At 60.7% G+C, this 25,128-nt stretch carries 23 protein-coding genes; 5 read left to right on the forward strand and 18 right to left on the reverse strand.

The genetic code is table 11. The features are described from left to right. Positions 1 to 25: 25 nt before the first annotated feature. From V6R85_RS04615 to V6R85_RS04665, 11 genes are all read right to left on the reverse strand, one after another. Positions 26 to 520, reverse strand: coding sequence for a DUF523 domain-containing protein (locus V6R85_RS04615; RefSeq protein ID WP_003503242.1), 495 nt, complete (start codon positions 518 to 520; stop codon positions 26 to 28). 230 nt (positions 521 to 750) lie between these two features. Then, positions 751 to 2,904 carry a glycine--tRNA ligase subunit beta gene (gene glyS, locus V6R85_RS04620; RefSeq protein WP_111833695.1) on the reverse strand — a complete coding sequence of 718 codons (2,154 nt, stop codon included), beginning with the start codon at positions 2,902 to 2,904 and terminating at the stop codon, positions 751 to 753. A gap of 100 nt (positions 2,905 to 3,004) precedes the next feature. After that, positions 3,005 to 4,942, reverse strand: coding sequence for a DUF2207 domain-containing protein (locus V6R85_RS04625; RefSeq protein ID WP_099085637.1), 1,938 nt, complete (start codon positions 4,940 to 4,942; stop codon positions 3,005 to 3,007). A 22-nt stretch (positions 4,943 to 4,964) separates the two neighbouring features. Further along, complete coding sequence (locus tag V6R85_RS04630; protein ID WP_003503247.1) at positions 4,965 to 6,242, reverse strand: 3-phosphoshikimate 1-carboxyvinyltransferase; 1,278 nt, start codon at positions 6,240 to 6,242, stop codon at positions 4,965 to 4,967. An 87-nt stretch (positions 6,243 to 6,329) separates the two neighbouring features. Beyond that, the gene (locus tag V6R85_RS04635; protein WP_020813593.1) at positions 6,330 to 6,881 is read right to left on the reverse strand and encodes a LemA family protein; all 552 of its coding nucleotides are present in this window, start codon (positions 6,879 to 6,881) and stop codon (positions 6,330 to 6,332) included. Positions 6,882 to 7,001: 120 nt separating this feature from the next. Further along, positions 7,002 to 7,442, reverse strand: coding sequence for a hypothetical protein (locus V6R85_RS04640; RefSeq protein WP_111833697.1), 441 nt, complete (start codon positions 7,440 to 7,442; stop codon positions 7,002 to 7,004). Positions 7,443 to 7,494: 52 nt separating this feature from the next. Then, on the reverse strand, positions 7,495 to 8,457 hold the full coding sequence (locus V6R85_RS04645) for a glycine--tRNA ligase subunit alpha (RefSeq protein WP_162695459.1): 963 nt from the start codon (positions 8,455 to 8,457) through the stop codon (positions 7,495 to 7,497). A gap of 100 nt (positions 8,458 to 8,557) precedes the next feature. Beyond that, complete coding sequence (locus V6R85_RS04650; RefSeq protein ID WP_003503256.1) at positions 8,558 to 8,752, reverse strand: NfeD family protein; 195 nt, start codon at positions 8,750 to 8,752, stop codon at positions 8,558 to 8,560. 20 nt (positions 8,753 to 8,772) lie between these two features. Then, positions 8,773 to 9,642, reverse strand: coding sequence for a S49 family peptidase (locus V6R85_RS04655; protein WP_035212555.1), 870 nt, complete (start codon positions 9,640 to 9,642; stop codon positions 8,773 to 8,775). 88 nt (positions 9,643 to 9,730) lie between these two features. After that, positions 9,731 to 10,531 carry a tRNA1(Val) (adenine(37)-N6)-methyltransferase gene (locus tag V6R85_RS04660; RefSeq protein ID WP_111833698.1) on the reverse strand — a complete coding sequence of 267 codons (801 nt, stop codon included), beginning with the start codon at positions 10,529 to 10,531 and terminating at the stop codon, positions 9,731 to 9,733. A 6-nt stretch (positions 10,532 to 10,537) separates the two neighbouring features. Further along, positions 10,538 to 10,768 (reverse strand): putative signal transducing protein, encoded by a 231-nt coding sequence (locus V6R85_RS04665; protein ID WP_003503261.1) that lies wholly within the window; start codon positions 10,766 to 10,768, stop codon positions 10,538 to 10,540. Between the two features lie 111 nt (positions 10,769 to 10,879). Here V6R85_RS04665 and V6R85_RS04670 point away from each other — a divergent pair, with 111 nt between their 5' ends. The 4 genes from V6R85_RS04670 to moaB all read left to right on the forward strand — a co-directional run bounded on the left by V6R85_RS04670 (position 10,880) and on the right by moaB (position 15,377). After that, positions 10,880 to 11,896: a polyprenyl synthetase family protein gene (locus V6R85_RS04670; RefSeq protein WP_003503263.1), complete on the forward strand. Its 1,017-nt coding sequence runs from the start codon at positions 10,880 to 10,882 to the stop codon at positions 11,894 to 11,896. Between the two features lie 189 nt (positions 11,897 to 12,085). Beyond that, positions 12,086 to 13,930 carry a tetratricopeptide repeat protein gene (locus V6R85_RS04675; RefSeq protein WP_087744258.1) on the forward strand — a complete coding sequence of 615 codons (1,845 nt, stop codon included), beginning with the start codon at positions 12,086 to 12,088 and terminating at the stop codon, positions 13,928 to 13,930. Positions 13,931 to 13,936: 6 nt separating this feature from the next. Continuing rightward, positions 13,937 to 14,821, forward strand: coding sequence for a 4-(cytidine 5'-diphospho)-2-C-methyl-D-erythritol kinase (locus tag V6R85_RS04680; RefSeq protein WP_111833699.1), 885 nt, complete (start codon positions 13,937 to 13,939; stop codon positions 14,819 to 14,821). 10 nt (positions 14,822 to 14,831) lie between these two features. Next, complete coding sequence (gene moaB, locus V6R85_RS04685) at positions 14,832 to 15,377, forward strand: molybdenum cofactor biosynthesis protein B (protein ID WP_060722926.1); 546 nt, start codon at positions 14,832 to 14,834, stop codon at positions 15,375 to 15,377. Between the two features lie 276 nt (positions 15,378 to 15,653). Here the strand turns inward: moaB and V6R85_RS04690 are convergent, their stop codons facing one another. The 5 genes from V6R85_RS04690 to V6R85_RS04710 all read right to left on the reverse strand — a co-directional run bounded on the left by V6R85_RS04690 (position 15,654) and on the right by V6R85_RS04710 (position 21,029). Further along, positions 15,654 to 16,529, reverse strand: a complete 876-nt coding sequence (locus V6R85_RS04690; protein WP_111833700.1) for a dienelactone hydrolase family protein — start codon at positions 16,527 to 16,529, stop codon at positions 15,654 to 15,656. Between the two features lie 118 nt (positions 16,530 to 16,647). Next, positions 16,648 to 17,676, reverse strand: a complete 1,029-nt coding sequence (gene adhP, locus V6R85_RS04695) for an alcohol dehydrogenase AdhP (protein WP_003503273.1) — start codon at positions 17,674 to 17,676, stop codon at positions 16,648 to 16,650. Positions 17,677 to 17,825: 149 nt separating this feature from the next. Further along, positions 17,826 to 18,227 (reverse strand): MAPEG family protein, encoded by a 402-nt coding sequence (locus V6R85_RS04700; protein ID WP_003503274.1) that lies wholly within the window; start codon positions 18,225 to 18,227, stop codon positions 17,826 to 17,828. Between the two features lie 115 nt (positions 18,228 to 18,342). Beyond that, positions 18,343 to 19,848, reverse strand: coding sequence for an IMP dehydrogenase (gene guaB / locus V6R85_RS04705; protein ID WP_020812622.1), 1,506 nt, complete (start codon positions 19,846 to 19,848; stop codon positions 18,343 to 18,345). A 179-nt stretch (positions 19,849 to 20,027) separates the two neighbouring features. Continuing rightward, positions 20,028 to 21,029: an MBL fold metallo-hydrolase gene (locus V6R85_RS04710; protein ID WP_031234390.1), complete on the reverse strand. Its 1,002-nt coding sequence runs from the start codon at positions 21,027 to 21,029 to the stop codon at positions 20,028 to 20,030. A gap of 209 nt (positions 21,030 to 21,238) precedes the next feature. Between V6R85_RS04710 and V6R85_RS04715 the strand changes: the two genes are divergently transcribed. Further along, positions 21,239 to 22,636, forward strand: a complete 1,398-nt coding sequence (locus tag V6R85_RS04715; RefSeq protein WP_111833701.1) for an MDR family MFS transporter — start codon at positions 21,239 to 21,241, stop codon at positions 22,634 to 22,636. Here V6R85_RS04715 and V6R85_RS04720 read toward each other — a convergent pair whose 3' ends face one another. Continuing rightward, positions 22,637 to 23,377 (reverse strand): RlmE family RNA methyltransferase, encoded by a 741-nt coding sequence (locus tag V6R85_RS04720; protein ID WP_003503282.1) that lies wholly within the window; start codon positions 23,375 to 23,377, stop codon positions 22,637 to 22,639. Then, positions 23,374 to 25,002 (reverse strand): Ppx/GppA phosphatase family protein, encoded by a 1,629-nt coding sequence (locus tag V6R85_RS04725; protein WP_031234391.1) that lies wholly within the window; start codon positions 25,000 to 25,002, stop codon positions 23,374 to 23,376. Before V6R85_RS04725 ends, V6R85_RS04720 begins: the two co-directional genes overlap by 4 nt. Positions 25,003 to 25,128: the final 126 nt, after the last annotated feature.

Here is a 25,128-nt window from a genome sequence, read left to right on the forward strand (position 1 = left end):
CATGCCGTGTCTGCGTGGCCTCGTCTCAACGAGAAAGCGCATCCAGCCGGTCAATATCGGCAGGTGAAAATACGGCAATACCGGCCTTTTCGAGCAGCGCCGCCGTCACACCATTGCCCGCATGTTTAACGCCAGAAAACGAACCATCGTAAATCGCAAGCGACCCGCATGACGGGCTGCCGTCGATCAGAAGCGCGTGGGTGCAACCATTGGCCCTGGCGAAGGCGAGCGCCTTTTCCGCACCGGCGATGAACTCAGCCGTGACATCGCCGCCGGTTACTTCCAGCACACGGGCGCGGCCTTCCAGCACATCGAGACCGGAGGCCCCTTTCTCGATTTCCGCCGGCGGGCGCGGCACGGGCATGCCGCCCGCCATTTCCGGACAGATTGTCACCAGCCTGCCCTCGCTCTGCCAGCGCTCGATTGCCGGGTGAGAGAAGGGTTTGCCTTTGCCGTCATAGCGTACGGGTTGGCCGAGGAGGCAGGCGCTGATGAGAATCTTGGGAGGCGTGTGGGTCAATGGTAGGTCATCCTGCGAAAGCGCAAGCCTCAAAGTACCCCCCTCTGTCCTGCCGGACATCTCCCCCACAAGGGGGGAGATCGGCAAGTGGGACACTCCCCGCCAAAGCCGTAACATAAAGATAATCTAGAGGTCGCCACGATTCGATCTCCCCCTTGTGGGGGAGATGTCCGGCAGGACAGAGGGGGGTGAACCGCGCACACTGACATGTACGGCTACCCCGAAACCCCTCACCCCGTGATCTTCGAAAAATCCGCAACCGTTCCGGTGGCTTCGCGGATGGCCTTCAGCAACGCCAGACGGTTTGCACGGATGGCCGCATCCTCGTCATTGACGAGCACATCCTCGAAGAACTTGTCCACGGGCGCGCGCAACGTCGAAAGCGCCTGCATGGCCGAGCGGAAATCTTCGCCCGCAACAGCCTTCGCAGCATCTGCAGACGCGGTCCTGATCGCCGCATAGAGCGCCTTTTCGGCATCGAGTTTCAACAATTCTTCCGAAACGCCATCGGCCACCACGGTGCCCTTCTTTTCCTCGGCGGCCAGAAGCTGGGTGGCCCGCTTGGCGCCTGCCAGAAGGTTGCGGCCGTCCTCGCCGGTGATGAAGGCGGTGAGCGCCTCGACACGGCGAGCGATCATCAGCAGATCGTCGGATTCCGGCGTCAGAACGGCGTCAATCAGATCGTAACGCGCGCCAAGGTCGCGCAGGTAGACTTTCAGGCGATCATGGAAGAAGGAGAGAAGGTCCGGATCCTTCGCAACGCTCAGCAGCGAAAGGCGCACGTTTTTCTCGAGCAGAATGCGCACGACGCCGAGCGCCGCACGGCGCAGCGCGAAGGGGTCCTTCGAACCCGTCGGCTTTTCATCAATGGCCCAGAAACCGACGAGCGTGTCGAGCTTGTCGGCCAGAGCGACCGTAATCGCCACCTTATCGGCCGGCAGGCGGTCGGAGGGACCCTGCGGCTTGTAATGGTCTTCGATCGCGGCGGCCACGCTCTCGTTTTCACCCTGCAGCGTCGCATATTTGCGGCCCATCAGGCCCTGAAGCTCGGGGAATTCGCCGACAGCTTCGGTACGCAGGTCGGCTTTCGCCAGCACCACAGCGCGGTCCACCAGAGCGGCATCGGCGCCGACGACCGGGGCCAGCGCCTTCGCCAGTTCGCGAATTCGCGTTACACGCTCGCCCTGCGATCCAAGTTTGGCATGGAAGGTGACATTGAGCGCATCGAGCTTGGCCATACGCTGGTCGAGCGGCTTTTTGAGATCGAGGCCGAACTTCGCAGCCGATTCCTTCAGCGTTTCCAGATCGGGCAGATCGCCCTGGTCGCGGTTCCAGAAATGGCGGGCATCCGAAAGGCGGGCGCGCACGACCTTGCCATTGCCATGGATGATTTCCTTACCGCCATCGCTTGCCTCGATATTCGAGATCAGGATGAAGCGGTTGGAAAGCCCCTCTTCCGCACCCTGCGCGCGGGTGACGAAACACTTCTGGTTGGTCTTGATGGTAAGCCGGATGATTTCCGCCGGGATTTGCAGATAGTCTTCCTCGAAGGTGCCCATCAGCACCTGTGGCCATTCGACGAGGCCGGAAACTTCTTCCAGCAGGCCTTCGTCTTCCACCAGGTCGAGACCATTGGCGAAAGCAAGGTCCTTGGCGTCGTGCAGGATGATATCCTTGCGGCGCTCGGCATCGAGAATGACCTTCGCCTTTTCAAGGCTCGAGACATAGTCCTCGAAACGGCGCACGGTGATCGGGCCGGGCGCATGGAAACGGTGGCCATAGGTGACGTTGCCGGCAACGATGCCGTCGATCACAAAGGGAATGACCTGTGTTTCGTCATGTTCGGGGCCGAACAGGCAGACGATGGATTGCAGCGGGCGCACCCAGCGCAGGCTCTCCGAACCCTTGCCTTCAATGCCAGCATAGCTCGAGCCCTTCGGCATGGAGGCCGGGCCGGAGCGCATGGATTTCGGCCAGGGGAAAGAGCGGATGATGCCGGGCATCACCTCGGCGATGATCTCTTCCGCCGGGCGGCCGGGTTTGTTGATGATGGCGATATAGAAATCGCCCTTCTTCGGATCGGAAACGACCTGCGCTTCCGAGATATCGTTGAGGCCAGCGCCGCGCAGAAAGCCCTCGATGGCCTTTTCATTGGCATCGGTGCGCGGCCCCTTCTTTTCCTCGCGCACATCGGCGGAGCGGGCGTTGAGGCCGCGAATATCCAGTGTCAGACGGCGCGGCGTCCAATATTCGCGCGCACCCTCATAGGTCAGCCCTCTCTCCACAAGCGCGTCGGTGACGAGTTTCTTCAGATCGCCAGCCGCCTTGCGCTGCATGCGGGCGGGGATTTCCTCGGAGCGGAGTTCAAGCAGAAGATCAGGCATGGGATCAGGACTTTATCTGTTGTCGGACGATTGCGGTCGGCTTAGCAAGCAACGCGGCAAAAGTCACCAAGGCATTCGGTTAAATTACCGCCGGCGGGCGTTACCAGCCGCCGCCGCCACCGCCGCCGCCGCCCGAGCCGGAGAAACCACCACCGCCACCGCCGGAAAAGCTGGAACCGGAGGAACTGACGGGCTGGGGAATGGTGGAGGCGATGGTATTTGCCATGGAGGTGGAGAAGCCGCCGATCCTGTCGCCAAAGCTGCCGTAATTGCCGCCCAAATACCAGCCGGGCGCATAGCTAGCCGCGACGGCACCGGCAGCGGCAGTCGCAAGCCAGGCCTCGAAGGTGCGGCTCCACGGTTTCTCGACGCCGAGCGCCACCGCATAGGGCAGCAATTTCTCGAAATGCTGCGGCGACATGGCGGGGGCACCCGCGGTATTCATCCGGTCCTTTTCCGCCAGCGTCAGATAGGTTCTGAGACCTTCGATGCCATCCATCAGCTTGCGGCCAAGCGGCGTCGGCGCGCCCATCAAAAACAGGAAAAGCGCATTGGTGAGCACGATGCCGCCAATGGCGGCCAGCGCCAGCGACTTGGCGTCATGTGTCACATCCAGCAGGATTTGCGTGGCAATGCCGCCGATGGCGGAAAAGGCCACAAAACCGGCAAAGGCCAGCATGACGATGCCGCCGATGCGTTTGCGCAGCGGTGCGCCACGCGAGAACTGCCGGCCGATGCCGATCGACAGGATGCTGAAGAAGAAGGCGAAAAAGCCGAAAACCAGAACGGCGGCAATGGCGCTTTCATCGAGATCGCCGAACACCAGCGTCGCAACGATGATGGCGATGCTGAAGAAGATGCCGAACACGGTGTAACCGGCGTTGCTGCGGTAATATTTGCCGCGATGTTCTTTCTCTATCGCCGCGCGGAACTGCGTTCCGACCTTTTCGACCTCCGCACCATGGGCCTTGTCGATGGTCAGCGTCTCCCCCGCACCGCCGATGGAGGCAAGCAGCGTCTTCTGCCCGGTCGGCAGATCGGCAGCGGTTGCCTTTTCCGTGCGCCTGATGACGATGGCGTTCTTCAGGTCTTCCAGAACGACGAAACCCTTCACCGCAAGATCAAGGGCCGAGGCGGAGAGCGCCGTCCAGCCCGCGCCGGAAAAACCGCGGTTATCGACATAGTTGACCAGAGCCGGGGAAAGCCCCTCCGGCGCATCCCAGCGCGGCACGACTACGCCTTTTGCGGGATCACGGCCGACGGCGAACCAGGCCCTCAGATAATAGAGGAGCACGGCGAAAAGCCCGCCGCCCGAAAGCAGAATGGCGAGATTATCCCGCAGCCACCAGCCTGCCTCCTGCGAGGTATCAGGTGCGGCGATGGCGCCCTTGGGCAGCTTGACGGCAACCGTCATGCCCTCGCCCACCGAAAACGGGCGGGTGGAGGCGAAGAACACCTCGTTGCCTTCGTTCAGAATCCGCGCATCCTTGCCCTTGGCGCCAAGCGGGCCGGTGAAGACGGCGGTATCCGTGGCCTTGACCCCCTGCGGCAGAGTGATGGTCGCGGAAATCTCGCCCATGGGGAATTGCCAGCCATTACCGGTGACGTTCCAGGTCAGCTCGTCATAATCGCTGAAATAACGGATCTGCCGGGCGGTGGTATAGGTGATCTGGAAGATATGCTCACCAGTCGGCAGAAAGCGGTCGGCGCTGCCGGTATAGATGCGGATGCCGCCATCGATATTTTCGGTGCGCCAGTTTTCAGGCGCGCCATCGCGCTCCACCGAAACGACGTTGAAATCCACCTTGGTGCGGCGGTTGTTCGCATCCAACGCATAAAGCGGGAAATCGCGGAAGATGCCGCGCTTGATGTTCCGGCCCTCGGCGCGGGCGGTGATGGTTTCCGTCACCGCCAGCTTGCCATCCGCCGCCACCTCGATGACGGAATGGTAGGAGCGGATGAATTCCTCCGCAAAAGCCGGGAAGGCCGCGCCCAGGAAGACGAACAACGCGAGAAGTCTTGCGGCGATGGTCTTCACGGGCGGTCCCTCCTCAATGGCTTCAGTGCTGCGGCTCGGCAGCGCTTTCCTTTTCGGTATAGTCGACGCCCAGCGAGGCGAGCGCTTTCCAGTAGGCGGGATAGGTTTTGCCCACGCAGGCGGGGTTCTGGATGGCGATACCACCGATCTTCAGCGCCGCGAGCGCAAAGCTCATGGCGATGCGGTGGTCGGCAAAGGTATCGATGGAAGCATCGACCGTCTGGCCCGCGAGAGCCGGATCGGAATGCACGATCAGGTCGTCGCCTTCTTCATGCGCCAGACCGTCGCGGATTTCATTGAGGCCGAGCGAGACAGCGCGGATGCGGTCGCATTCCTTGACGCGCAGATTGGCGATGCCGACGAAACGCACTGGCGTCTCGTTGAAGGCGGCCAGAACCGCGATGGTGGGAATAGCGTCCTGCATCTGCGAGCCGTCGATTTCGGCGGGCAGATGCGGGAACTTTGCCATGACCTCATAGGCCTTGGCATCCGGCTGGGTGAATTTGTCGGCGGGCGTGCCGATATCGATGGCACCGCCGGTCAGAAGTTCCGCGCCCCAGAGATAGGTGGCGGCGGAGGCATCCGGCTCGATGTGGAAATCGGTTGCCGTGTAACCCGTCGGATGCACGCGCCAGATGGCGTTGCTGACCCGCTCAATCTTCGCGCCGAAAGCTTCCATGGCGGATGTAGTGAGATCGATATAGCCCTTCGCGCCGATTTCCTCGCCTTTGAGAATGATATCGACAGGCTTGTCGCCGCAGGCAGCAGCCATCAGAAGTGCCGACACATACTGGCTGGAGAGGTTGGCGTCGATGGTGACGCTGCCTTTCGGGAACCCTGTGCCCTTGCCGCAGACGGTGACGGGCGGGCAGCCGGTCGGCGCTTCCGCTTCGACGCCGAGGGAGCGCAGGGCTTCCACCAGCGGCATGATCGGGCGTTTGCGCATGTGCTCGTCGCCATCGATGATGACGGCGCCATCCACAAGTGCTGCCGCCGCAGTGAGGAACCGCGTGGCGGTGCCGGCATTGCCAAGGAAAAGCGGCTTTTCCGGCTGCTGCAAAACACCGGTGCCTTCCACCACGAAGGTGGTGGCATCCGGTTCGGTTACCTTGACGCCCATCTCGCGCAGGGCTTCGGCCATATAAAGCGTGTCATCGCTTTTCAGCGCACCGGTCAGCCGGCTTTTGCCCTTGGCGAGGCCAGCCAGCAGAAGCGCGCGGTTGGTGATGGATTTGGAGCCGGGCGGCTCGACCTTGCCGGAAAGCGGGTGGCCGGGCGGTGTAATGGTCAGTTCGATCATGATTGTCGTCTTGTCAAAGAATGCGGCGAAGAGCCGGATTATCGGAATTTGAACGGGAGGTTTTAAGCCGCCGAAGAAGCAATGCGCTTAGAATTTCACGGTCGGCACGGCGCGGTCGGCCGGGTTCTCGATCTCGAAATAGGGCGCCTTGGAAAATCCGAACTGGCCTGCAACCAGATTGGACGGGAAGCTTTCCACCTTGACGTTGAGATCGCGGGCAGCGCCATTGTAATAACGGCGCGACATCTGGAGTTCACCTTCGATGGTTTCCAGCGACCGCTGCAATTCCAGAAAGTTCGTATTGGCCTTGAGATCGGGATAGGCTTCGGCCAGCGCAAAGAGCTTGCCGAGCGCCTGCGACAGCAGCCCTTCGGCCTGGGCACGACCTTCAACATCCCCCGCCGGCACGGCCTGCGCCCGGTTGCGCATGGCGATCACCTCTTCGAAGGTGCTTTTTTCATGCGCCGCGTAACCCTTCACGGTCTCGATGAGGTTGGGAATGAGATCGGCTCGGCGCTTCAGCTGCACGTCGATGCCCGACCACGCCTCTTCCTTCATCTGCCGCGCCTTGACCAGACCGTTATAGATGAAGACGACATAAAGCGCGATTGCCGCGATGATTGCCAGCGTGATGAACATGAATTGCGATTCCCAGCTTCGTTGCGCGCACGATAGCCGCTCATTACCGCAAAGTCATGGGGCTTCGCTCATTCTGTCCGTTTTTGCCGGAAGCGACACGCTGCGGTAAGCAAACACCCGTTATTTATAAAAGACGGTACAATATAATTTCAGACCGGATACCTTGCGTACAAAAAGAGTATAGGAGGCAAGCCTGTAGCCTCGCTCGGCCCAATACTCCTTGTTTCCCTCCAGATGATTCCAGCCGTCTATGACCCAGTCGAGCATTTTCGTATTGCGCGTGTAGTGCATGCGGACGAGCGCGCTGCCCACATCGAGAGAGCGCTGGCCGCTATCCTTGCACTCCATGCGGGTGACGATCATTCCGAAAGAACGCAGCTTGTCGGCACGGGCAAAGGCATCGTTGCCGCTCATCCAGTCCGTCGTTTCCGCAGCCGCGCTGTTGCCGAGAATGGATCCGAGTGTAAGCACAAATAAAAAACAGAAATTTCTAATATTATTCACGGTTAAACCCATCGCTTTATTCAGCATACCAATCCACACAAAATAAAAGGCCGTCAAGAACGGCCTTTCAAATTCATCAAAACTTTGGACAACAGCTTACCACCAAAAATCAGGCAGCCCGGCTCCAGTTCAGCCCGCCCGCATCCGTCAGCAGGAAGGCCTCGCCGCAGGCTTTCGCCAGCGTGCGCACGCGCAGAATATAGCTCTGGCGTTCCGTCACCGAGATCACGCCGCGTGCATCCAGAAGATTGAAGACATGGCTTGCCTTGATGCACTGGTCATAGGCCGGGAATACGCATTTATGCAGGCGCTGATTGTCGTTATCACCGGGCGCACCGGCGGCGAGAAGCGCCAGGCATTCCTTTTCGGCGTCGATGAAATGGCGATGCAGCATGGCCGTATCGGCAAATTCGAAATTATGGCGGGAATATTCTTGCTCGGCCTGCAGGAAGACATCGCCATATGAAATCTTCTCTTCACCCTCGCGGCCGTTAAAATTCAGGTCGTAGACATTGTCGACGCCCTGAACATACATGGCGAGGCGTTCCAGACCATAGGTCAGCTCGCCCGTAACCGGCGAGCATTCGATGCCGCAGACCTGCTGGAAGTAGGTGAACTGCGACACTTCCATGCCGTCGCACCAGCATTCCCAACCGAGACCCCAGGCGCCGAGCGTCGGGCTTTCCCAGTCGTCTTCGACAAAGCGCACGTCATGCAGCAGCGGATCGAGGCCGATCGCCTTCAGCGAACCGAGATAGAGTTCCTGCAGATTGGACGGGTTGGGTTTCAGGATGACCTGATACTGGTAATAGTGCTGCAGGCGGTTGGGGTTTTCGCCGTAACGGCCGTCGGACGGGCGGCGCGACGGCTGCACATAAGCAGCCTTCCACGGCTTCGGACCAAGCGCGCGGAGCGTCGTCGCCGGATGAAACGTGCCCGCGCCCACTTCCATATCGTAGGGCTGCAGCACCGCGCAGCCCTTGTCGGCCCAGTAGTTGTGCAGCGTCAGGATAAGCGCCTGAAAGGAACGCTTGGGGTTCATATGGTCTGGAATATCGGTCATTGCAGTCATCGCGGCGTTAGGAGGAGAAGTAAGCACTTACTTACTTCGGATGCGGACTGGTGCCACGGCATGGCGAAGGGGTCAAGGATTTATGCGCTTCGACGCCGCCTTACGTCTCATCCTCGCGCTTCACGCGGTATTCGCCGGTTTCCGGGTCCTTGATCAGCGTGCCGATGGCGCCGGTCTCGCGTTCCTTCTCGCGCTGTTTCGATTTCGCGGAAAGCTTTTCCGCATCGCGGACGAAGCGGCGGTAAAGGATGACGGATCCCACCACCAGAAGAATGATTGTAATAAGCTGCGCCATAAGGCTCTATTCCCGCGACATCATAGACCGAAACGCGACCACAATGCCTTTTCTTCGGCAACTTCCGCAAGCCCCGAGACGGCGCCTGCCGCGAGCCTTTCGGCATTGAGGCCGAGGGCCGTATTCACGCCCGGCACTTTTTTGCCGAACAGCGAGCGCCCGCCGCTAACGAGCTGGAGCTTGACCTTTTCACCGTAACGGCGGCGCAGAATCTCGCGCATGTCGCCCAGCCCGTCGATCAGGCCGAGGTCGAGACCACGCATGCCGGTCCAGAACAGGCCGGAGAAGATCGCCTCATCGTCCTTCAGCTTCGAGCCGCGGCGCATCTTGACCATGTCGATGAAAACATTGTGGATTTCGACCTGAAGCGACTTCAGGTAGTCGATATCGCCTTCCTTTTCCGGCTGGAAGGGATCAAGGATGACCTTGTTCTCGCCGGCCGTATAGACACGGCGCTCCACGCCGAGCTTCTTCAGCATTTCCGGAAAACCGAAACCACCGGAAACGACACCGATCGAACCGACGATGGAGGTGGGATCGGCGATGATCTCGTCGCCGGCAAGCGCGATCATGTAACCGCCGGAGGCTGCAACGTCCTCCACGAAGATCAGAACCTTCTTTTCCTTCTCCTCGGCAAGCTGGCGGATGCGGTTATAGATCATCCTTGCCTGCACCGGCGAACCGCCGGGCGAGTTGAGAGAAATGGCGACGGCCGGCGCATCCTTGACGGCGAAGGCCTTCTCCAGAAGGGGGGCGTAGGAGGCGAGATTGAGCGCGGGGCGGAACTGGTTGCCGCCGGCCATGATCGCGCCATGCATGCGCACCACCGGGATGACGAGCTCTTTTTTACGAAAGCGTTTCGGCACCAGATACTTCAAAAAACCCACTATTCAATCCTCGCAGCATTTATCCGTTCGTCACGGATGTATGTATCGCCCCGCAAAACACAATGGTTTGCGGCTGGCGGAACCCCGATATTTATGGCGCCGGCCGGATTGCCCTTACATTACGCGAATAGGCGGCGCGGCCATTGTTCAGGTCATCCACGAAGGGGGTGAAGGCGTGACTGCCGTTTTCATGCATGATGAGCGGTGCGCGGAAGGACAGCCGCGCACGCGAACCCTTGATGGCGGTGACGAGCATGCGCACCGCGTCCTCACGGGCACGCGGATGGATGAGGGTGATTTCGATGCCGCCGAAACGGCTGCCGCAGGCGGCGATGATCTCCGCCACCGATTGCGGCCTTGAAATCAGGGAAAGCTGCCCGCCCGAAACCATGATCGCACCCGCGGTCCTGATCCAGTCTTCAAACAGACCCTCCGTCATGGCGTGGGCCTCGGCCTTCAGGGCATCCGGCGTGCGGCGGTCGCCTGCGTCATTATAGGGCGGGTTCATGATGACGTGATGGAAATAGTCATCGGGCAATCCCGCCTCAATGCGTGCTTTCGCTCGCAGGGTCACATCGGCCTCGCGCACGCTGACACGGGCGGAAAAAGCAGCGTTTTCGGGCAATTCGAGACTGCGATGGGCAAATTGCACCATTTCCGGCGCGCGTTCGTAGAGCGTCACCTCGGCCTTTTCGAGCCGCGCCGCAACTGCCATGCCGGCAGCTCCCGCACCCGCGCCGAGATCGGCGATCCGGCAGGCGCGATCGTCCGCCACCAGTGACGCCAGAAGCATGGCGTCCATTCCGGCCCGGTGCCCCCTGCCCTTCGGCTGGATGATGTGAAACCGGCCCCGGTGAAAGGCATCGATCGTTTCGGAAATGCCGCCGCCCACCGCCGTTCAAGCCTCTTCGTTGCGCAACTCGTCGCCCAGCCCGGCATCGATGAGAATGCGGCGGGCCTGGTCCGCCCGATCTTCCTCCACCAGAAACCGACGGGGCAAAAGGCCGAGCGATCCCTCCAGAATACTCATCGCCTGATCGGCAATGAGGCAGTGGATGCCGGCATCCTTCATCAGGCTTTCAGCGAAGGACAGAAGCACTGCATCGTTGGTACGGATCAGTTCACGCATGGATAAGCCCTAAATTCCCATCTTTTTGAATGGCTAGCGGCAATTCGCCCCTTGCCGCGCAAGGCGTCAGTTTTTATTGTCGAATTCAAATTCGAACTGGAGTCCTGTCCCTTGGGCGTCGTCATACCGCTTGAAGAAAGCAAAAACAAACTCGCATCCGTCAAGCCGCTTGTCGACCTGACCCGCCCCGACATGGAACGGGTGAACCAGCTTATCCTTTCCAAGGCCGGTTCCGATGTCCAGATGATACCCGAAGTGGCCAATCATCTCATCTCCTCCGGCGGCAAGCGCCTGAGGCCGATGCTGACGCTCGCCTCGGCCTCGATGTTCGGTTACGAGGGCGACAACCACATCAAGCTCGCCACCAGCGTGGAATTCATGCATACGGCGACGCTTCTGCATGACGATGTGGTCGATGAGAGCGATCTGCGCCGCGGCAAATCCACAGCCCGCACCATCTGGGGCAACCAGGCGAGCGTTCTCGTCGGCGACTTCCTGCTCGGCCAGGCGTTTCGCATGATGGTGGATGTCGGCTCTCTCGATGCGCTCGACGTGCTGTCCACCGCCGCCTCCGTCATCGCCGAGGGCGAAGTGCTGCAGCTTTCGGTCGCCAAGAACATGGAAACGACCGAAGACGATTATCTGCAGGTGATTCGCGCCAAGACGGCCGCCCTTTTCGCGGCGGCGGCGGAAGTCGGCCCCATCGTCGCCAAAACCGACAAGGCGACCCGCAGCGCGCTGAAATCCTACGGCATGAATCTCGGCCTCGCCTTCCAGCTCGTTGACGACGTGCTGGATTACGGTGGAAAGTCCGCCGATCTCGGCAAGAATACCGGCGACGATTTCCGCGAAGGCAAGATCACGCTGCCGGTCATACTGTCCTATCGCCGCGGCACGCAGGATGAGCGCGCCTTCTGGCGCACCGCCATTGAAAAAGGCGAAAGCAGCGACGAGAACCTCGAAAAGGCGCTTGGCCTGATCACCAAATATAACGGTCTTGGCGATACGATCGGCCGCGCCACGCATTATGGCACCATTGCCCGTGACGCGCTCGCGCCGCTGCCGCAGAGCCCGTGGAAAGACGCGCTTCTGGAAGTGATCGACTTCTGCATCGAGCGTCTGAACTGACGCTAGAGGCCGGGCGAACGGCGGATGGAAAAGACCATCCGCCCGAGGTTCCGGGCCAGCTTCTCCGCAAGGTGTGATTGTGGCCGGGGCCATAATTTCTTGCGGCGTTGCTTCAAAAAAGCCATTCTATCGTGACCAACAATGGAAACTGATTTTTCCGTGCTTCTGCACAAAGGCAAAGGTTCCCTCATGCGGCGTAAACCAGCACTCCGTCTTCTCTGCAGCGCGGCTCTCGCCGCTGCTCTCGCAATCGGCGCGGGTGCAAGCCCCGGCTTTGCGGAGACGAAGGCGAAACCGGAAGACAAAGCCGTTACGTTCGATCCCGGCAAGGTAAATACCTTCTCCGGCGCCTTCCTCGCCGGGCGCAATGCCGATGTCGATCAGGACTATCCGACCGCGATTTCGCTCTACAAGAAGGCGCTTGAATTCGATCCGGCCAATACGGAAATCCGCCAGCGGCTGATGATCGCCGAACTTCTGAGCGGCAATTTCGAAGCCGGCGCCAAGATCGCCGATTCGATGAAGGACGATACCTCGGTGGAGCGTGTCACGACCATCGTGCGCGGTCTGGACGCCATCAAGGACAAGGAATTCGCCAAGGCCGAGAAGATCCTGAAATATACCGGTCCGAACGATCTCGACCGCATGGTCAATACGCTTTTGACCGCCTGGGCGCGTGCCGGTTCCGGCAAGCCGAAGGAAGCGCTGGCGCTCGTCAACAATATGAAGGGCCCGGGCTGGATTTCGATCTTCCAGAAATACAATGCGGCGGCCATCGCCCTTGTTTCCGGCAATACTGAAGCCGCCCGCAAGAGCCTGAACGAAGCGGTGACGGACCGCGAAGGCGGGGCAACCGCCTCCGACACCTATATGCGGGCGGTCATGGCGCTTGCCCGGCTCGAAGCTTCCGCCGGCAACAAGCAGAAGGCGCTGGACGCGATTGCGGTCGGCGACACTTTCGCGCCGAACTACGCGCCGCTGAAAGCACTTCGCCAGTCCATCGAAAATGGTGAAAAGCCGGAGCAGCAGATCACCAATGCCGTGGAAGGTGCGGCCAGCGTCATGTTCTCCATCGCCGGCGCGTTGAACCGCGAAGGCGCCGAAGAGATAGTGACGCTTTATCTGCAGACGTCGCGCGCGCTCGATCCCAAGAGCCCGGATACGCTCATCCTTCTCGGCGGCCTTTCTGAAGCCCTGAAACAGCCTGACCGCGCCATTGCGTTCTACCGCGAGGTGCCGAAAGATTCCCCGATGTATCGCATCTCCGAGCTGCAGCTCGGATTGACGCTTGCGCAGACGGGCAAGGTGGATGAGGCGCGCAAGCATCTCAAATCCCTCCTCGAATCCGATCCGAAGGACATCCGTTCCTATCTCGCCTATGGCAGCGTGCTTTCCGATGCCAAGGACTACAGGGCAATGGCCGAAAACTACGACAAGGCCATCGAGGTGATCGGCTCCGTGCCGCAGAAATCCGACTGGACGGTCTTCTTCCAGCGCGGCATCGCCTATGAGCGGCTGAAGGAATGGGACAAGGCCGAACCGAATTTCAAGCGGGCGCTGGAGCTGAACCCCGAGCAGCCGCAGGTTCTGAACTATCTGGGGTATTCCTGGGTGGACAAGGGCATCAATCTCGATGAAGCCATGAAGATGATCAGCCGCGCGGTCGAGCTTCGGCCGAATGACGGCTATATCGTCGATTCGCTCGGCTGGGCGCATTATCGCCTCGGCGCTTTCGATGAGGCGGTAACCGAGCTGGAACGGGCAATCGAGCTCAAGGCCGGCGATCCGACCATTAACGACCACCTTGGCGACGCCTATTGGCGCGTGGGTCGCAAGATCGAGGCGGTCTATCAATGGAACCGCGCGCTGATCGGCGACAATGATGATGTGGACAAGGCCAAGGTGAAGGAAAAGATCGCCAACGGCCTGCCGCCGGTGGAGAAGGACGCCGAAAATACCGCCAAGAAGGATGCAGCGCCGCAACCGCCGGCTCCTCCTGCCCCGGCGGCCCCTGCTCCGGACAAGAAATCCTGACGCCATATGCCGACGCAGGGCATCACCGGGGCGGCTGAGACAATCGAGGCGGCCCCGGCCAAGATCAATCTGGCGCTGCATGTGACCGGCCAGAGAGCGGATGGTTATCATCTGCTTGAAACGCTGGTGACCTTCACCGAAGCCGGCGATACGATCCGCATCCGCGACGCCGATGCCGATAGTTTCTCCATCTCAGGCCCCTTCGGCGATCTTCTGCGCGCCGGGGATGGCGGCGACAATCTCGTCACCCGCGCCAGAGATTTGTTGCGCGATAGACTTGCGTCGACGGGTCAGCCAGCACGCCCGGTCGCCATTCACCTTGAAAAGAACCTGCCGGTGGCATCGGGCATCGGCGGCGGTTCGGCGGACGCGGCGGCGACGCTGCGAGGGCTTTTGCGGCACTGGCGCGCCGGGGCGGCACCGGATGCGCTTTCCTCCATGGCCCTGAAGCTTGGAGCGGATGTGCCGATGTGCCTTGAGAGCCGACCCCTGATCGCGCGCGGCATTGGCGAGGACATTGAACCGGTCACCAATTTGCCGGAACTGTTCCTGGTTCTGGCCAATCCGCTGAAGGCCGTCTCTACACCGGAGATTTTCCGGCGATTGCGGAACAAGGCCAATCCGCCCCTGCCCGCCCATGCGACAATTGGCTGGATGGATTTTCTCGCCCGGAGCCGTAACGATCTGCAACCACCAGCACAGGCGCTGCTTCCGGAAATTGGGGAGATTGCCGGGTTACTCTCGCAGGAAGGTGCTGCGCTTGTCCGCATGTCTGGTTCGGGTGCAACCTGTTTCGGGATTTTTCATTCCCTTGAAGCGGCCCTGATAGCGCAAACATCGCTTCGAAAGAAACGCCCCGGCTGGTACTTTCAGGCGACTCGGACCATTTGAGGATTAGGCTATGGCAGGCGAACGACCCTTCATCCCCTTGGGCATTGCGGTTTTGACCGTTTCGGACAGCCGCACGCTGGAGAATGACAAATCCGGCGATACGCTCGTCGCAAGGCTGGAAGATGCGGGCCACAGGCTTGCCGCCCGCGCCATCGTGCCTGATGACAAGGAAGCGATTGCCGGCACCGTGCGCGAGTGGACGCTCTCTGAAGGCGTGGATGTGGTCATCACGACGGGCGGCACCGGCTTTACCGGCCGCGATGTGACGCCAGAAGCGCTGGAACCGCTGTTCGAAAAGCGCATGGACGGGTTTTCCGCCCTCTTTCACCGTATCTCCTATGACAAGATCGGCACCGCCACCATCCAGTCACGCGCGACCGGCGGCGTGGCGAACGCGACCTTCATCTTTGTGCTGCCCGGCTCTCCGGGGGCGTGCAAGGATGCGTGGGACGGCATCCTCAAGGCTCAGCTCGATTATCGCCACCTGCCCTGCAATTTCGTGGAGATAATGCCAAGGCTTGACGAGCATTTGAAGCGCGGGGCTGGTGGCGTTTAGATCAGCGGATCGAGGGTATCGGGCTTTACCCCCCTCTGCCCTGCCGGGCATCTCCCCCTCAAGGGGGGAGATCGGCAAGAAGCCCTCTTGTCGCTTCATTCTCAAGCTTCAAGATGGACGAAACATCGCCGCAGATTGATCTCCCCCCTTGAGGGGGAGATGCCCGGCAGGGCAGAGGGGGTGAAGCCGCATAGGCCTTCGATCCACTGTCAATTGACAACATCCAGAGCCTTTCGCCAACGGTGATAAGAACCGAGTGGCAACCTCGAAACCCCATCACACCAGATATTTCTTGAAGAAATCCGTCGTCCGGCCCCAGGCAAGATCGGCAGCCGCCTTGTCGTAACGCGCCGAGGAAGTGTCATTGTTGAAGGCGTGGTTGACGCCGTCATAAACGAAGATTTCGAAGGTCTTGCCGTTTTCCTCCAGCGCCTTCCTGTAGGCGTCGATGCCGGCATTGATGCGCTCGTCGAGACCCGCATAGTGCAAAAGCAGTGGCGCCTTGATGGCAGGCACATCGGCCGCCGGCGCCTGCTGACCATAATAGGCGACGCCGGCATTCAAACCTGCCGACTTGGTCGCGAAACGATTGACCAGCCCGCCGCCCCAGCAGAAACCGACCGCGCCGACCTTGCCATTCGCCCCCTGCCTTGCCGCAAGCCATACCCGGCCCGCTTCGGCGTTGGCGACGGTCGCATCCATGTCGAGACCGCTGAACATCTGCCGTGCCTTCTCCTCGTCAGCGGGCGTGCCGCCCTGCGGGGAGAGGAAATCGACCGCAAGCGCCCGGAAACCGGCAAGCGCCACCCGTCTGGCCACGTCACGGATATGGTCGTTCAGACCGCGGTTCTCATGGATGACAATGACCGAGCCGATGGGGCCAGACGCCGATTTCGGTGTAACGAGGTAACCCTTCATCTCGCCGGCGGGGCCGGGATATGTCACCTCTTCCGCGACGATCCCCGCATCATCGGGTGCTACGATTGCCGCACGGGCGCTGTTGGCGGAAAGCAGCGGGGCGATTGCCGCGGCGGCCGCACCGGAGCCGGCCAGCACGGTGAGCTTTTCCATGAATTTGCGGCGGTCGAGGCTGAGATGGGTATATTCATCATAAGCGTCGATCATGGCCTGCGTAATCTTGGGCTTGTCCATCGCTCTATCCTCCTTGAACGCACGGATGCGGAAGGATAGCGCAGATCGCCCTGCGGGGAACGATGCGGGCGGAAGCGGCGTCACACATTTGCGTGAGCGCCGCGGCCGCATTTTCACATCAGGCGGCGAGGTCCACGACGATGCGGCCGTCGATCTTGCCCTCTTCCATGCGATGGAAGATATCGTTGATGTTTTCGAGCTTGTCCCACGAGAAGTGGGCGGCGACCTTGCCTTCTCCGGCAAAGGTCAGCGCCTCCTCCAGATCCTGCCGTGTGCCGACGATGGAGCCGCGCACCGTGATGCGCTTCAGCACCGTGTCGAAAACCGGAATGGAGATAAAGCCCGGCGGCAGGCCGACAAGCGCCATCGTCCCCTTGGAGCGGAGGAAACCGTAGGCCTGCTCCATGGCCTTGGGCGAAACCGCCGTCACCAGCGCGCCATGGACACCGCCGGTTGCCTTCTGCACCTGCTCAACTGCGTCAGGCGCACGGCCATTGACGACGACATCGGCTCCGAGTTTTTTCGCAAGCGCCAGCTTTTCGGCGAAAATATCGGCAGCAACGACATGCATGCCCATCGCCTTCGCATATTGCACGGCCATGTGGCCAAGCCCGCCAATGCCTGAAATGACCACCCACTCACCGGGCCTGACTTCGGTTTCCTTCAGACCCTTGTAGACGGTGACACCGGCGCAGAGCACGGGTGCGGCGGGACCGAATTCTAGATTATCCGGCAGGCGGCCGACGAATTTCGGATCGGCAAGGCCATATTCGGCAAAGCTGCCATTAACGGAATAACCCGAATTCTTCTGGCTTGGGCAAAGGGTCTCCCAGCCGGTACGGCAGGGAATGCAGCATCCGCAGGCGGTGTAGAGCCACGGTGTGCCGGCGCGGTCGCCTTCCTTGATGCCGGTGACGCCTGCGCCGATCTTGGCGACATAACCGACACCTTCATGGCCGGGAATGAAGGGCGGGTTGGGCTTGACCGGCCAGTCGCCCGTTGCTGCGTGCAGGTCGGTGTGGCAAATGCCCGTCGCCTTGTAGTTGATGAGAATTTCACCGGGACCGGGATCCGGTATCGCCACTTCCTCGATGGTCAGCGGTTTTCCAAATGCGCGGACAACCGCCGCCTTCATTGTCTTAGCCATGACATACTCCCTAATCTCTGCTCGCCTGAAATCCTCGACGGCAGGCAGAGATTAACGGGGATGCGGCGTCATGGAATTGACCCATCGCAAATCGGAGTATTTTGCAAGGCGGGATTGTCTCACTTATGAGGCAACCTCACGGTGCTGATTTATTCCAGCGCCAACCATATGGCGAGCCATGCCCACAGGCAGACGACCAGTGCAAAGCCGATGCCGAACAATGCCCCGCGCTGACGCAGGCGATTGCTGGTGACGTGGACATAGGAATGGACGTAGCGCGAGAGCACGAACAGCCACGCCAGAACAACGGTGACGACATTATCCGCATCCGTGATGTAAAGCAGCAGGCAGGCGATGTGGAACAGGACCGGCAGCTCGAACTGGTTGGCGATATTGCGGTTCACCAAACGGCTTTCGTGCGCCTCCTCGCCGTGATCACGCAGCTTGATCGCCGATTCGCGATCCTTGAAGGTGTATTTGTTGCGCCGGATGATCAGCAGGCCGTAAAGCAAGAAGACGAGAAAGACATGGGCGATCATCGGCCAGAACATTGCGGTCGTTGGTGACATGCTTTCTCCCCCAATCGTGAAAACGCTCCCCGATCCGGCTTGAGATCGGGGAGCGCCAAATAACTAGCCTATCTTTTTACGGATTCGGCTCGAAAGATCAAACCGCGCCGGGATAGTTCGGGCTTTCGCGGGTGATCGTCACGTCATGAGCATGGCTTTCGCGCAGGCCCGCGCTGGAGATGCGAACGAAGGTGGCGCGCTCCTGGAATTCCTTGATGTTGCTGCCGCCGACATAACCCATGGCGGCCTTGAGGCCACCAGCCAGCTGGTGCAGCACGCCGGAAACCGGACCCTTATAGGGAACCTGGCCTTCGATGCCCTCGGGAACGAGCTTCAGCGTATCGCGCACTTCCGCCTGGAAATAACGGTCTGCCGAGCCGCGCGCCATGGCGCCAACGGAACCCATGCCGCGATAGGCCTTGAAGGAACGGCCCTGGTAGAGGAACACCTCGCCCGGGCTTTCATCCGTACCGGCCAAAAGCGAGCCGATCATGACGGCGGAGGCACCGGCGGCGATCGCCTTGGCCAGATCGCCCGAGAACTTGATGCCGCCATCGGCGATGACAGGAATGTCAGCCGCATTGGCCACCTCGACCGACGACATGATCGCGGCAAGCTGCGGAACGCCGACGCCGGCGACGATGCGGGTGGTGCAGATGGAACCGGGGCCGATACCGACCTTGACGCCATCGGCGCCGGCATCGATCAGCGCCTTGGTGCCGTCAGCGGTTGCGACATTGCCGGCGATGATGCGAACCGAGTTCGACATCTTCTTGACCACCGAAACGGCATCGAGCACGCGCTGCGAATGGCCGTGTGCGGTATCGACGACCAGAAGGTCTACACCAGCATCGATGAGGCGCTCGGCGCGCTCGATGGCATCGGCACCAACGCTGATGGCGGCGGCGGCGCGAAGACGGCCCTGTGCATCCTTGGTGGCATTGGGATTAAGCTGCGATTTCTCGATATCCTTGACGGTGATGAGGCCGACGCAATTGCCTTTTCCATCCACCACCAGCAACTTTTCAATGCGGTGCTTGTGCAGCAGGCGGCGCGCTTCCTGCTGATCGACGCTGCTTTCCTTGACCGTGACCAGATTTTCGCGGGTCATCAGTTCATAGATTTTCTGCTGCGGATCGGAAGCGAAGCGCACGTCGCGATTCGTCAGAATGCCGACGAGGCGGCCGTTCTTGTGGCCGCCGGAGCCGCCATTTTCAACCACCGGAATACCGGAAATGCCATGCGCCTTCATCAGCGCCTGCGCTTCTGCAAGCGTCGCATCCGGGCCTATCGTGACCGGGTTGACGACCATGCCGCTTTCGAACTTCTTCACCTGCCGAACTTCTTCAGCCTGTTCGATGGGGGTGAGGTTGCGGTGGATAACGCCGATGCCGCCGGCCTGGGCCATGGCGATAGCGAGACGGCCTTCGGTCACCGTGTCCATGGCGGAAGAGAGGATTGGAAGGTTGAGATCGATATCGCGGGCGATGCGGGTGGCGATATTCGTCTGTCCCGGCATAACCTCGGAATGTCCGGGTTGCAGCAACACATCGTCAAATGTGAGAGCGTCCAAACCAGTGGGTGTTTGAATGATGCGTGCCATGACCAAATTCCTTCATAATGAAAATGCGTGGCCGTTCCGGAACGAAAAGTTCACCCCGGCGCCCTGCAAGGATTGCTTGGAAGTTGGCGAGGGCTGGTAACACGTTCATGACAGGAAGGGAATAGAAAAAACCCGGAATTGCCTTCCGGGTCCCCTCTGTTGCTGCATTGCAGCAGATATCAGATATCGAACTGATAGGATTTCGGCACGAAACGGTAACCCGTCTCCAGCTTTTCCGCGTAACCGACAGCCGGAAAAGGCATGTGATACCCAAGGAAGGGCAGCCGGTCGGTAGCGATCATGTCATAGACTTTCTTGCGGGTCGCGGCCGCCGCCGCCTTGTCCATGTCGAACTTGACCTCCCAGTCCGGCCTTTGCAGTGACAGGACAAAATGATTGGCCGTGTCCGCCGTCAGGATCAGCTGCTTGCCTTCCGATTCGACACGGAAGATCATATGGCCAGGCGAATGGCCGAAAGCCGCAATGCCGGTGATGCCCGACACCACATTGGCGCCATCGCCAATGAAGGTCGCCTTTTCCGCCAGCGGCTTGACGCTGGCCAGAACACCCTTATGGCCGCCCTCGGCAGGTGTGCCGACACGCTTCTCGTCCGCCCAGAAATCATATTCCGCCTGTCCGAAAACATAACGCGCCTTGGAGAACGCAGGCGCGCCCTTTTCCATCAGCCCGCCTATGTGGTCGCCATGCATATGGGTCAGCACCACCACGGTTACATCTTCAGGCGAATAACCGGCCGCCGCCATGCCCTCGGTCAGGCGGCCATTGCCGGCGCCGCGACCGGCCTCACCAAAACCGGTGTCGAACAGCACGAGGTCCGTGCCTGTATTGATGAGAACCGGCGAGAAGGAATTGACGAATTGCTCCTTCGGCAGAAAATTGTCTTCCAGCAATTTGCCGACCGTTTCCGCAGACTGATCCGTGCCGAAGGTCTCGCCGGGATTGGGTGCGGCGCGCGAGCCGTCCTTCACCACGAGCACTTCGAAATTGCCGAGCTTGAAGCGGTTGGTTTCCGGCGGCATGGCGTGTTTGATCTCCATGGAGGTCTGCGGCTGGTTGGTCTGGGCATTTGCGCTGCGCGCCATCAAAAGCGGCGCGCCGAGAACGCTTGCACCGGCCGCACCGATGAGGCCGCGTCTGCTCATGCTCAAGGATTGGGTCATCATCTTTCTCCCGATATCGCCAACTGGCCGTGATCGCCAACTGAACTCACCCAACGGACAATAGAGCGAGAAAGTTGCAAGAAAACCGGCCTCACGCAGGTTTGATCGGAACTTGAGAAATTGATAATTAACGTGTTGGCAAGCCCGCTCATCAGGCGTAGGAGGAACGGCGATATCCTTTGTCGCAGCGGAAAGCCGCAGGCAGCCTCATGAACCGCATCATTCCCCTCATCCTGGCAGTCGCTCTCTTCATGGAGCAGATGGACTCCACCGTCATCGCCACCTCGCTTCCGGCGATTGCAGCCGACCTTAATGTTGGGCCGATCACGCTCAAGCTCGCGCTGACCGCCTATATGGTGGCGCTGGCGATCTTCATTCCCATCAGCGGCTGGATGGCCGACAAATACGGCGCGAAGAAAATCTTCCGTTTCGCCATCGGCGTCTTTGTCGTGGGGTCGATCTGCTGCGCGGTGTCCTCGTCGGTGTTCGAATTCGTGCTTTCGCGTTTCCTGCAGGGCATGGGCGGTGCGATGATGACGCCCGTCGGCCGCCTCGTGCTGCTGCGCACGACCAAGCGCAGCGAGCTCGTCTCAGCCATGGCGCTGCTGACGATACCCGGACTTGTGGGACCGCTGACCGGCCCGCCCATCGGCGGCTTCATCACCACCTATTTTTCATGGCACTGGATTTTCCTGATCAACGTGCCCATCGGCGTCATCGGCATCTGGCTCTCGACGATCTTCCTGCCGGAAATCGAAACCACCAACCCACCGCCGATGGACGGCAAAGGGTTCGTGCTCTCAGGCATCGCCGCTTCCGGGGTCGTATTCGGCCTCTCGGTCGTCAGCCTTCCGGCCCTGCCGCCCGCCATCGGCATCGCCTCGACGATCATCGGTTTCATCTGCGGTTTTCTTTACATGCGCCACGCCGCACGCCACCCTGCCCCCATTCTGGATTTCCGCATATTCCAGAACGCGACCTTCCGGGCGGCTTCCGTCGGCGGCACCGTTTTCCGCATTTCCACGGGCGCCATTCCCTTCCTGATGCCACTGATGCTGCAGATCGGTTTCGGGTTGAACCCGTTCCAGTCAGGCATGATCACCTTTGCAGGCGCAATCGGTGCGATCACCACGAAATTCATGGCCAAGCGGGTCTTTGCGGCGACAGGCTTCCGATCGACGCTGATTGGGGCCGGCATCGTCGGCGCCTTCACAACGCTTGCCAACAGCTTCTTCACGCCGGAAACGCCCTATCCGCTGATCATGATCTTCCTTGTCACGGCGGGGTTTGCCCGTTCCTTCTTCTTCACGGGGTCAAACGCGCTCAGCTATTCCGATATCGAGGACAGCCAGGCCAGTCAGGCGACCTCGATGGCGTCTGTACTGCAGCAGATCAGCCTGGCGCTGGGCGTGGCTTTCGCCGCCTCCATTCTGGAAGTCAGCAGCATGATGTCAGGCTCGCATCTGCAGCTTGCCGATTTCCACGTCGCCTTCACCATCGTGGCGCTGGTATCGCTGTTCGCCATCGTGCCGATCATCCGCATGAACGGCAATGCCGGGGCGGCCGTCTCCGGCCACCGCGGCAAGGTCTCGCAACCGGCGGAGTAATCAGTCTTCCGCCGCCTCGTCGGCTTCGGATGCGTCAACCGGCTCGTTCTTGCGGCCCTTGAAGTGCTTGGCAAGCAGGAACATTTCCACCGATTCCGAGCGTGAGGACGCCGGCTTGACGTGCAACACCTGCTTGAAGTTCTTCTTCAGCATGTCCAGCAACTGCTTTTCCGTGCCGCCCTGGAAGGTCTTGGCAAGGAAATGGCCGCCTTCCGCCAGCACCTGAACGGCGAAATCGGCAGCGACTTCACACAGATGCATGGTGCGGATATGGTCGGTCTTCTGGTGCCCGGTGGTGGGCGCCGCCATATCCGACAATACCAGATCAGGCGTGCCGCCAACGGCCTCCATCAGCTTTTCGGGTGCTGTCGGATCAAGGAAGTCGAGCTGCAGGATTTTTACGCCGGGAATGGGATCGATTTCGAGAAAATCGATCGCCGCGACGCGGATATCGTCCTCGGTGGAATCCGTCACCTTCGAAGCGATCTGCGACCAGCTTCCTGGTGCCGCACCAAGGTCGATGATGCGGGTCGCGCCCTTCAATATCTGATGCTTGTCGTTGATTTCCAGCAGCTTGAAGGCGGCGCGGGCGCGATAGCCTTCAAGCTTGGCGCGCTGCACATAGGGGTCATTGATATGACGTTCAAGCCAACGGCGCGATGAGGCCTTGAGCTTGGTCTTCTTGACCTTCTGGCCGATCTTTCGGCCGGTGCGATTGGTGCTTGTCGGCGCCTTGCTCATGTCAAACCTTCCGTCCTGTCCTGCCGTGTCATCTGCATGCGCCTTATGCGGTTACGCCGCCATGCGCCGTCATCCGCCATCATATCCGTCAAGAGGCCTTCGCGCAGACCGCGATCGGCCACCCGCATACGCCGCGCCGGCCAGCGGCGGCGAATGGCCTCGAGAATGGCGCAGCCGGCCAGAACCAGATCGGCCCTGTCAGGCCCGATGCAGGCATTGGCGGCGCGGCCGGCGAAATCCCAGGCCAGAAGCTTGTCCTGCATCGCCGTCACCTCGGCGTCGGAAAGCCAGAGGCCATCCACCTTGCGGCGATCGTATCGTGGCAGATCGAGATGGACGCCGGCAAGCGTCGTCACCGTGCCCGACGTTCCGATCAGGTGAAAATCCTCGTGATGCATCTGCGGCGCCAGAGGCGGGCAATGGAAGGCATCGAGCAGCCCTTCGACTTCCCGCACCATGGCGGCAAAGACATCCGGCGTCACATCACGGCCGCCGTGACGTTCCGAAAGCGTGACGACGCCAACCGGCAGCGAGGTCCAGTGGGTGATGTGATTGGCGAGCCGGTTCGAGCGATTTTCCCCGACCTTGATAACGGCGATTTCCGAGGATCCGCCACCGATATCGAACAGCACGACGGAGCGTGCTTCACGCCCGACGAGCGAGGCGCAGCCAGACACCGCAAGGCGGGCTTCCGTCTCGCGGCTGATGATTTCAAGCTTCAGTCCCGTTTCCCGCGTGACACGCGCCAGAAACTCTTCGCCATTCGACGCAGCGCGGCAGGCCTCGGTGGCGATGAGACGCATGCGCCTGATCGGGCGGCCCGAGAGTTTCGCGGAGCAGACTTTCAGCGCCTCGACAGCACGATCCATGGCATCATCGGACAGCCGCCCACTCGACACCAGCCCCTCACCCAGCCGGACGATACGCGAAAAGGCATCGACGACCCGGAACTGACCGGGCCGCGTCGGCTGCGCGATCAGAAGGCGGCAATTATTGGTGCCGAGATCGAGCGCGGCATACATATCCGCCGGCGGCTCCTGGCCATGCTCGTGCTGGCGGCCTGCGTGGCGGGCGGATATTTCGGATTGCCGGTGCGGTTCCTGTCCAGCCCCGTTGGCCCGGCCATTCTGCTTGCCGACATGTTTCGGCGCATGGGTAGGAACCAGCGGACGACCCTGTGGATCACGGCCGCGCGGATCGCGATGCCCACGCTTGCGGTGGCGCGACTTTCGCCCGCCGCCCGGCGGCACGGAGGATGGATTGGCCGCATCTGTTGCGGCTGGAGCCTGCGTCTGCGCGCTGGAAGCTGGGGCAGCCTGTTGAGACGTACCCTTGCCGCGGGAGCGCCTGCGGCGCTTTCTCTTGCGCGGCTCGGCATCCGGCTCGAGAGCCGATACGTAGGAGGAACCGGCCGGAACATCCGCGGCAACATCATGCGACAGCACAACAGCGTCACGGGGCTGACCGTCACGCTTGTGTTTCTTGCCACGACGGGATCGCTTCGCTTTCCCTTTGTTCGCCACCGACGCCCCTTGTTCCGACGGCTTTGGGCCGTTTCCGGGGTCGATCACTGTCTTGTCCATTTCGCCGCGCACAAGCGTAGACGCTATGCTGCTGGCTTTCATAAGGTTTCGTTGGGCGGACAATACCAGCGCAAGAGATTTTAGCCAAATGGTTTTTGCCGGGCTGCATGTGGCCCAGGGTTCATGCGTTACCCATGCTGCATGGGAACGACACAGTCACGCAATGGT

This window comes from Agrobacterium sp. CCNWLW32, from assembly GCF_037083425.1.
Lineage (GTDB): Bacteria > Pseudomonadota > Alphaproteobacteria > Rhizobiales > Rhizobiaceae > Agrobacterium > Agrobacterium radiobacter.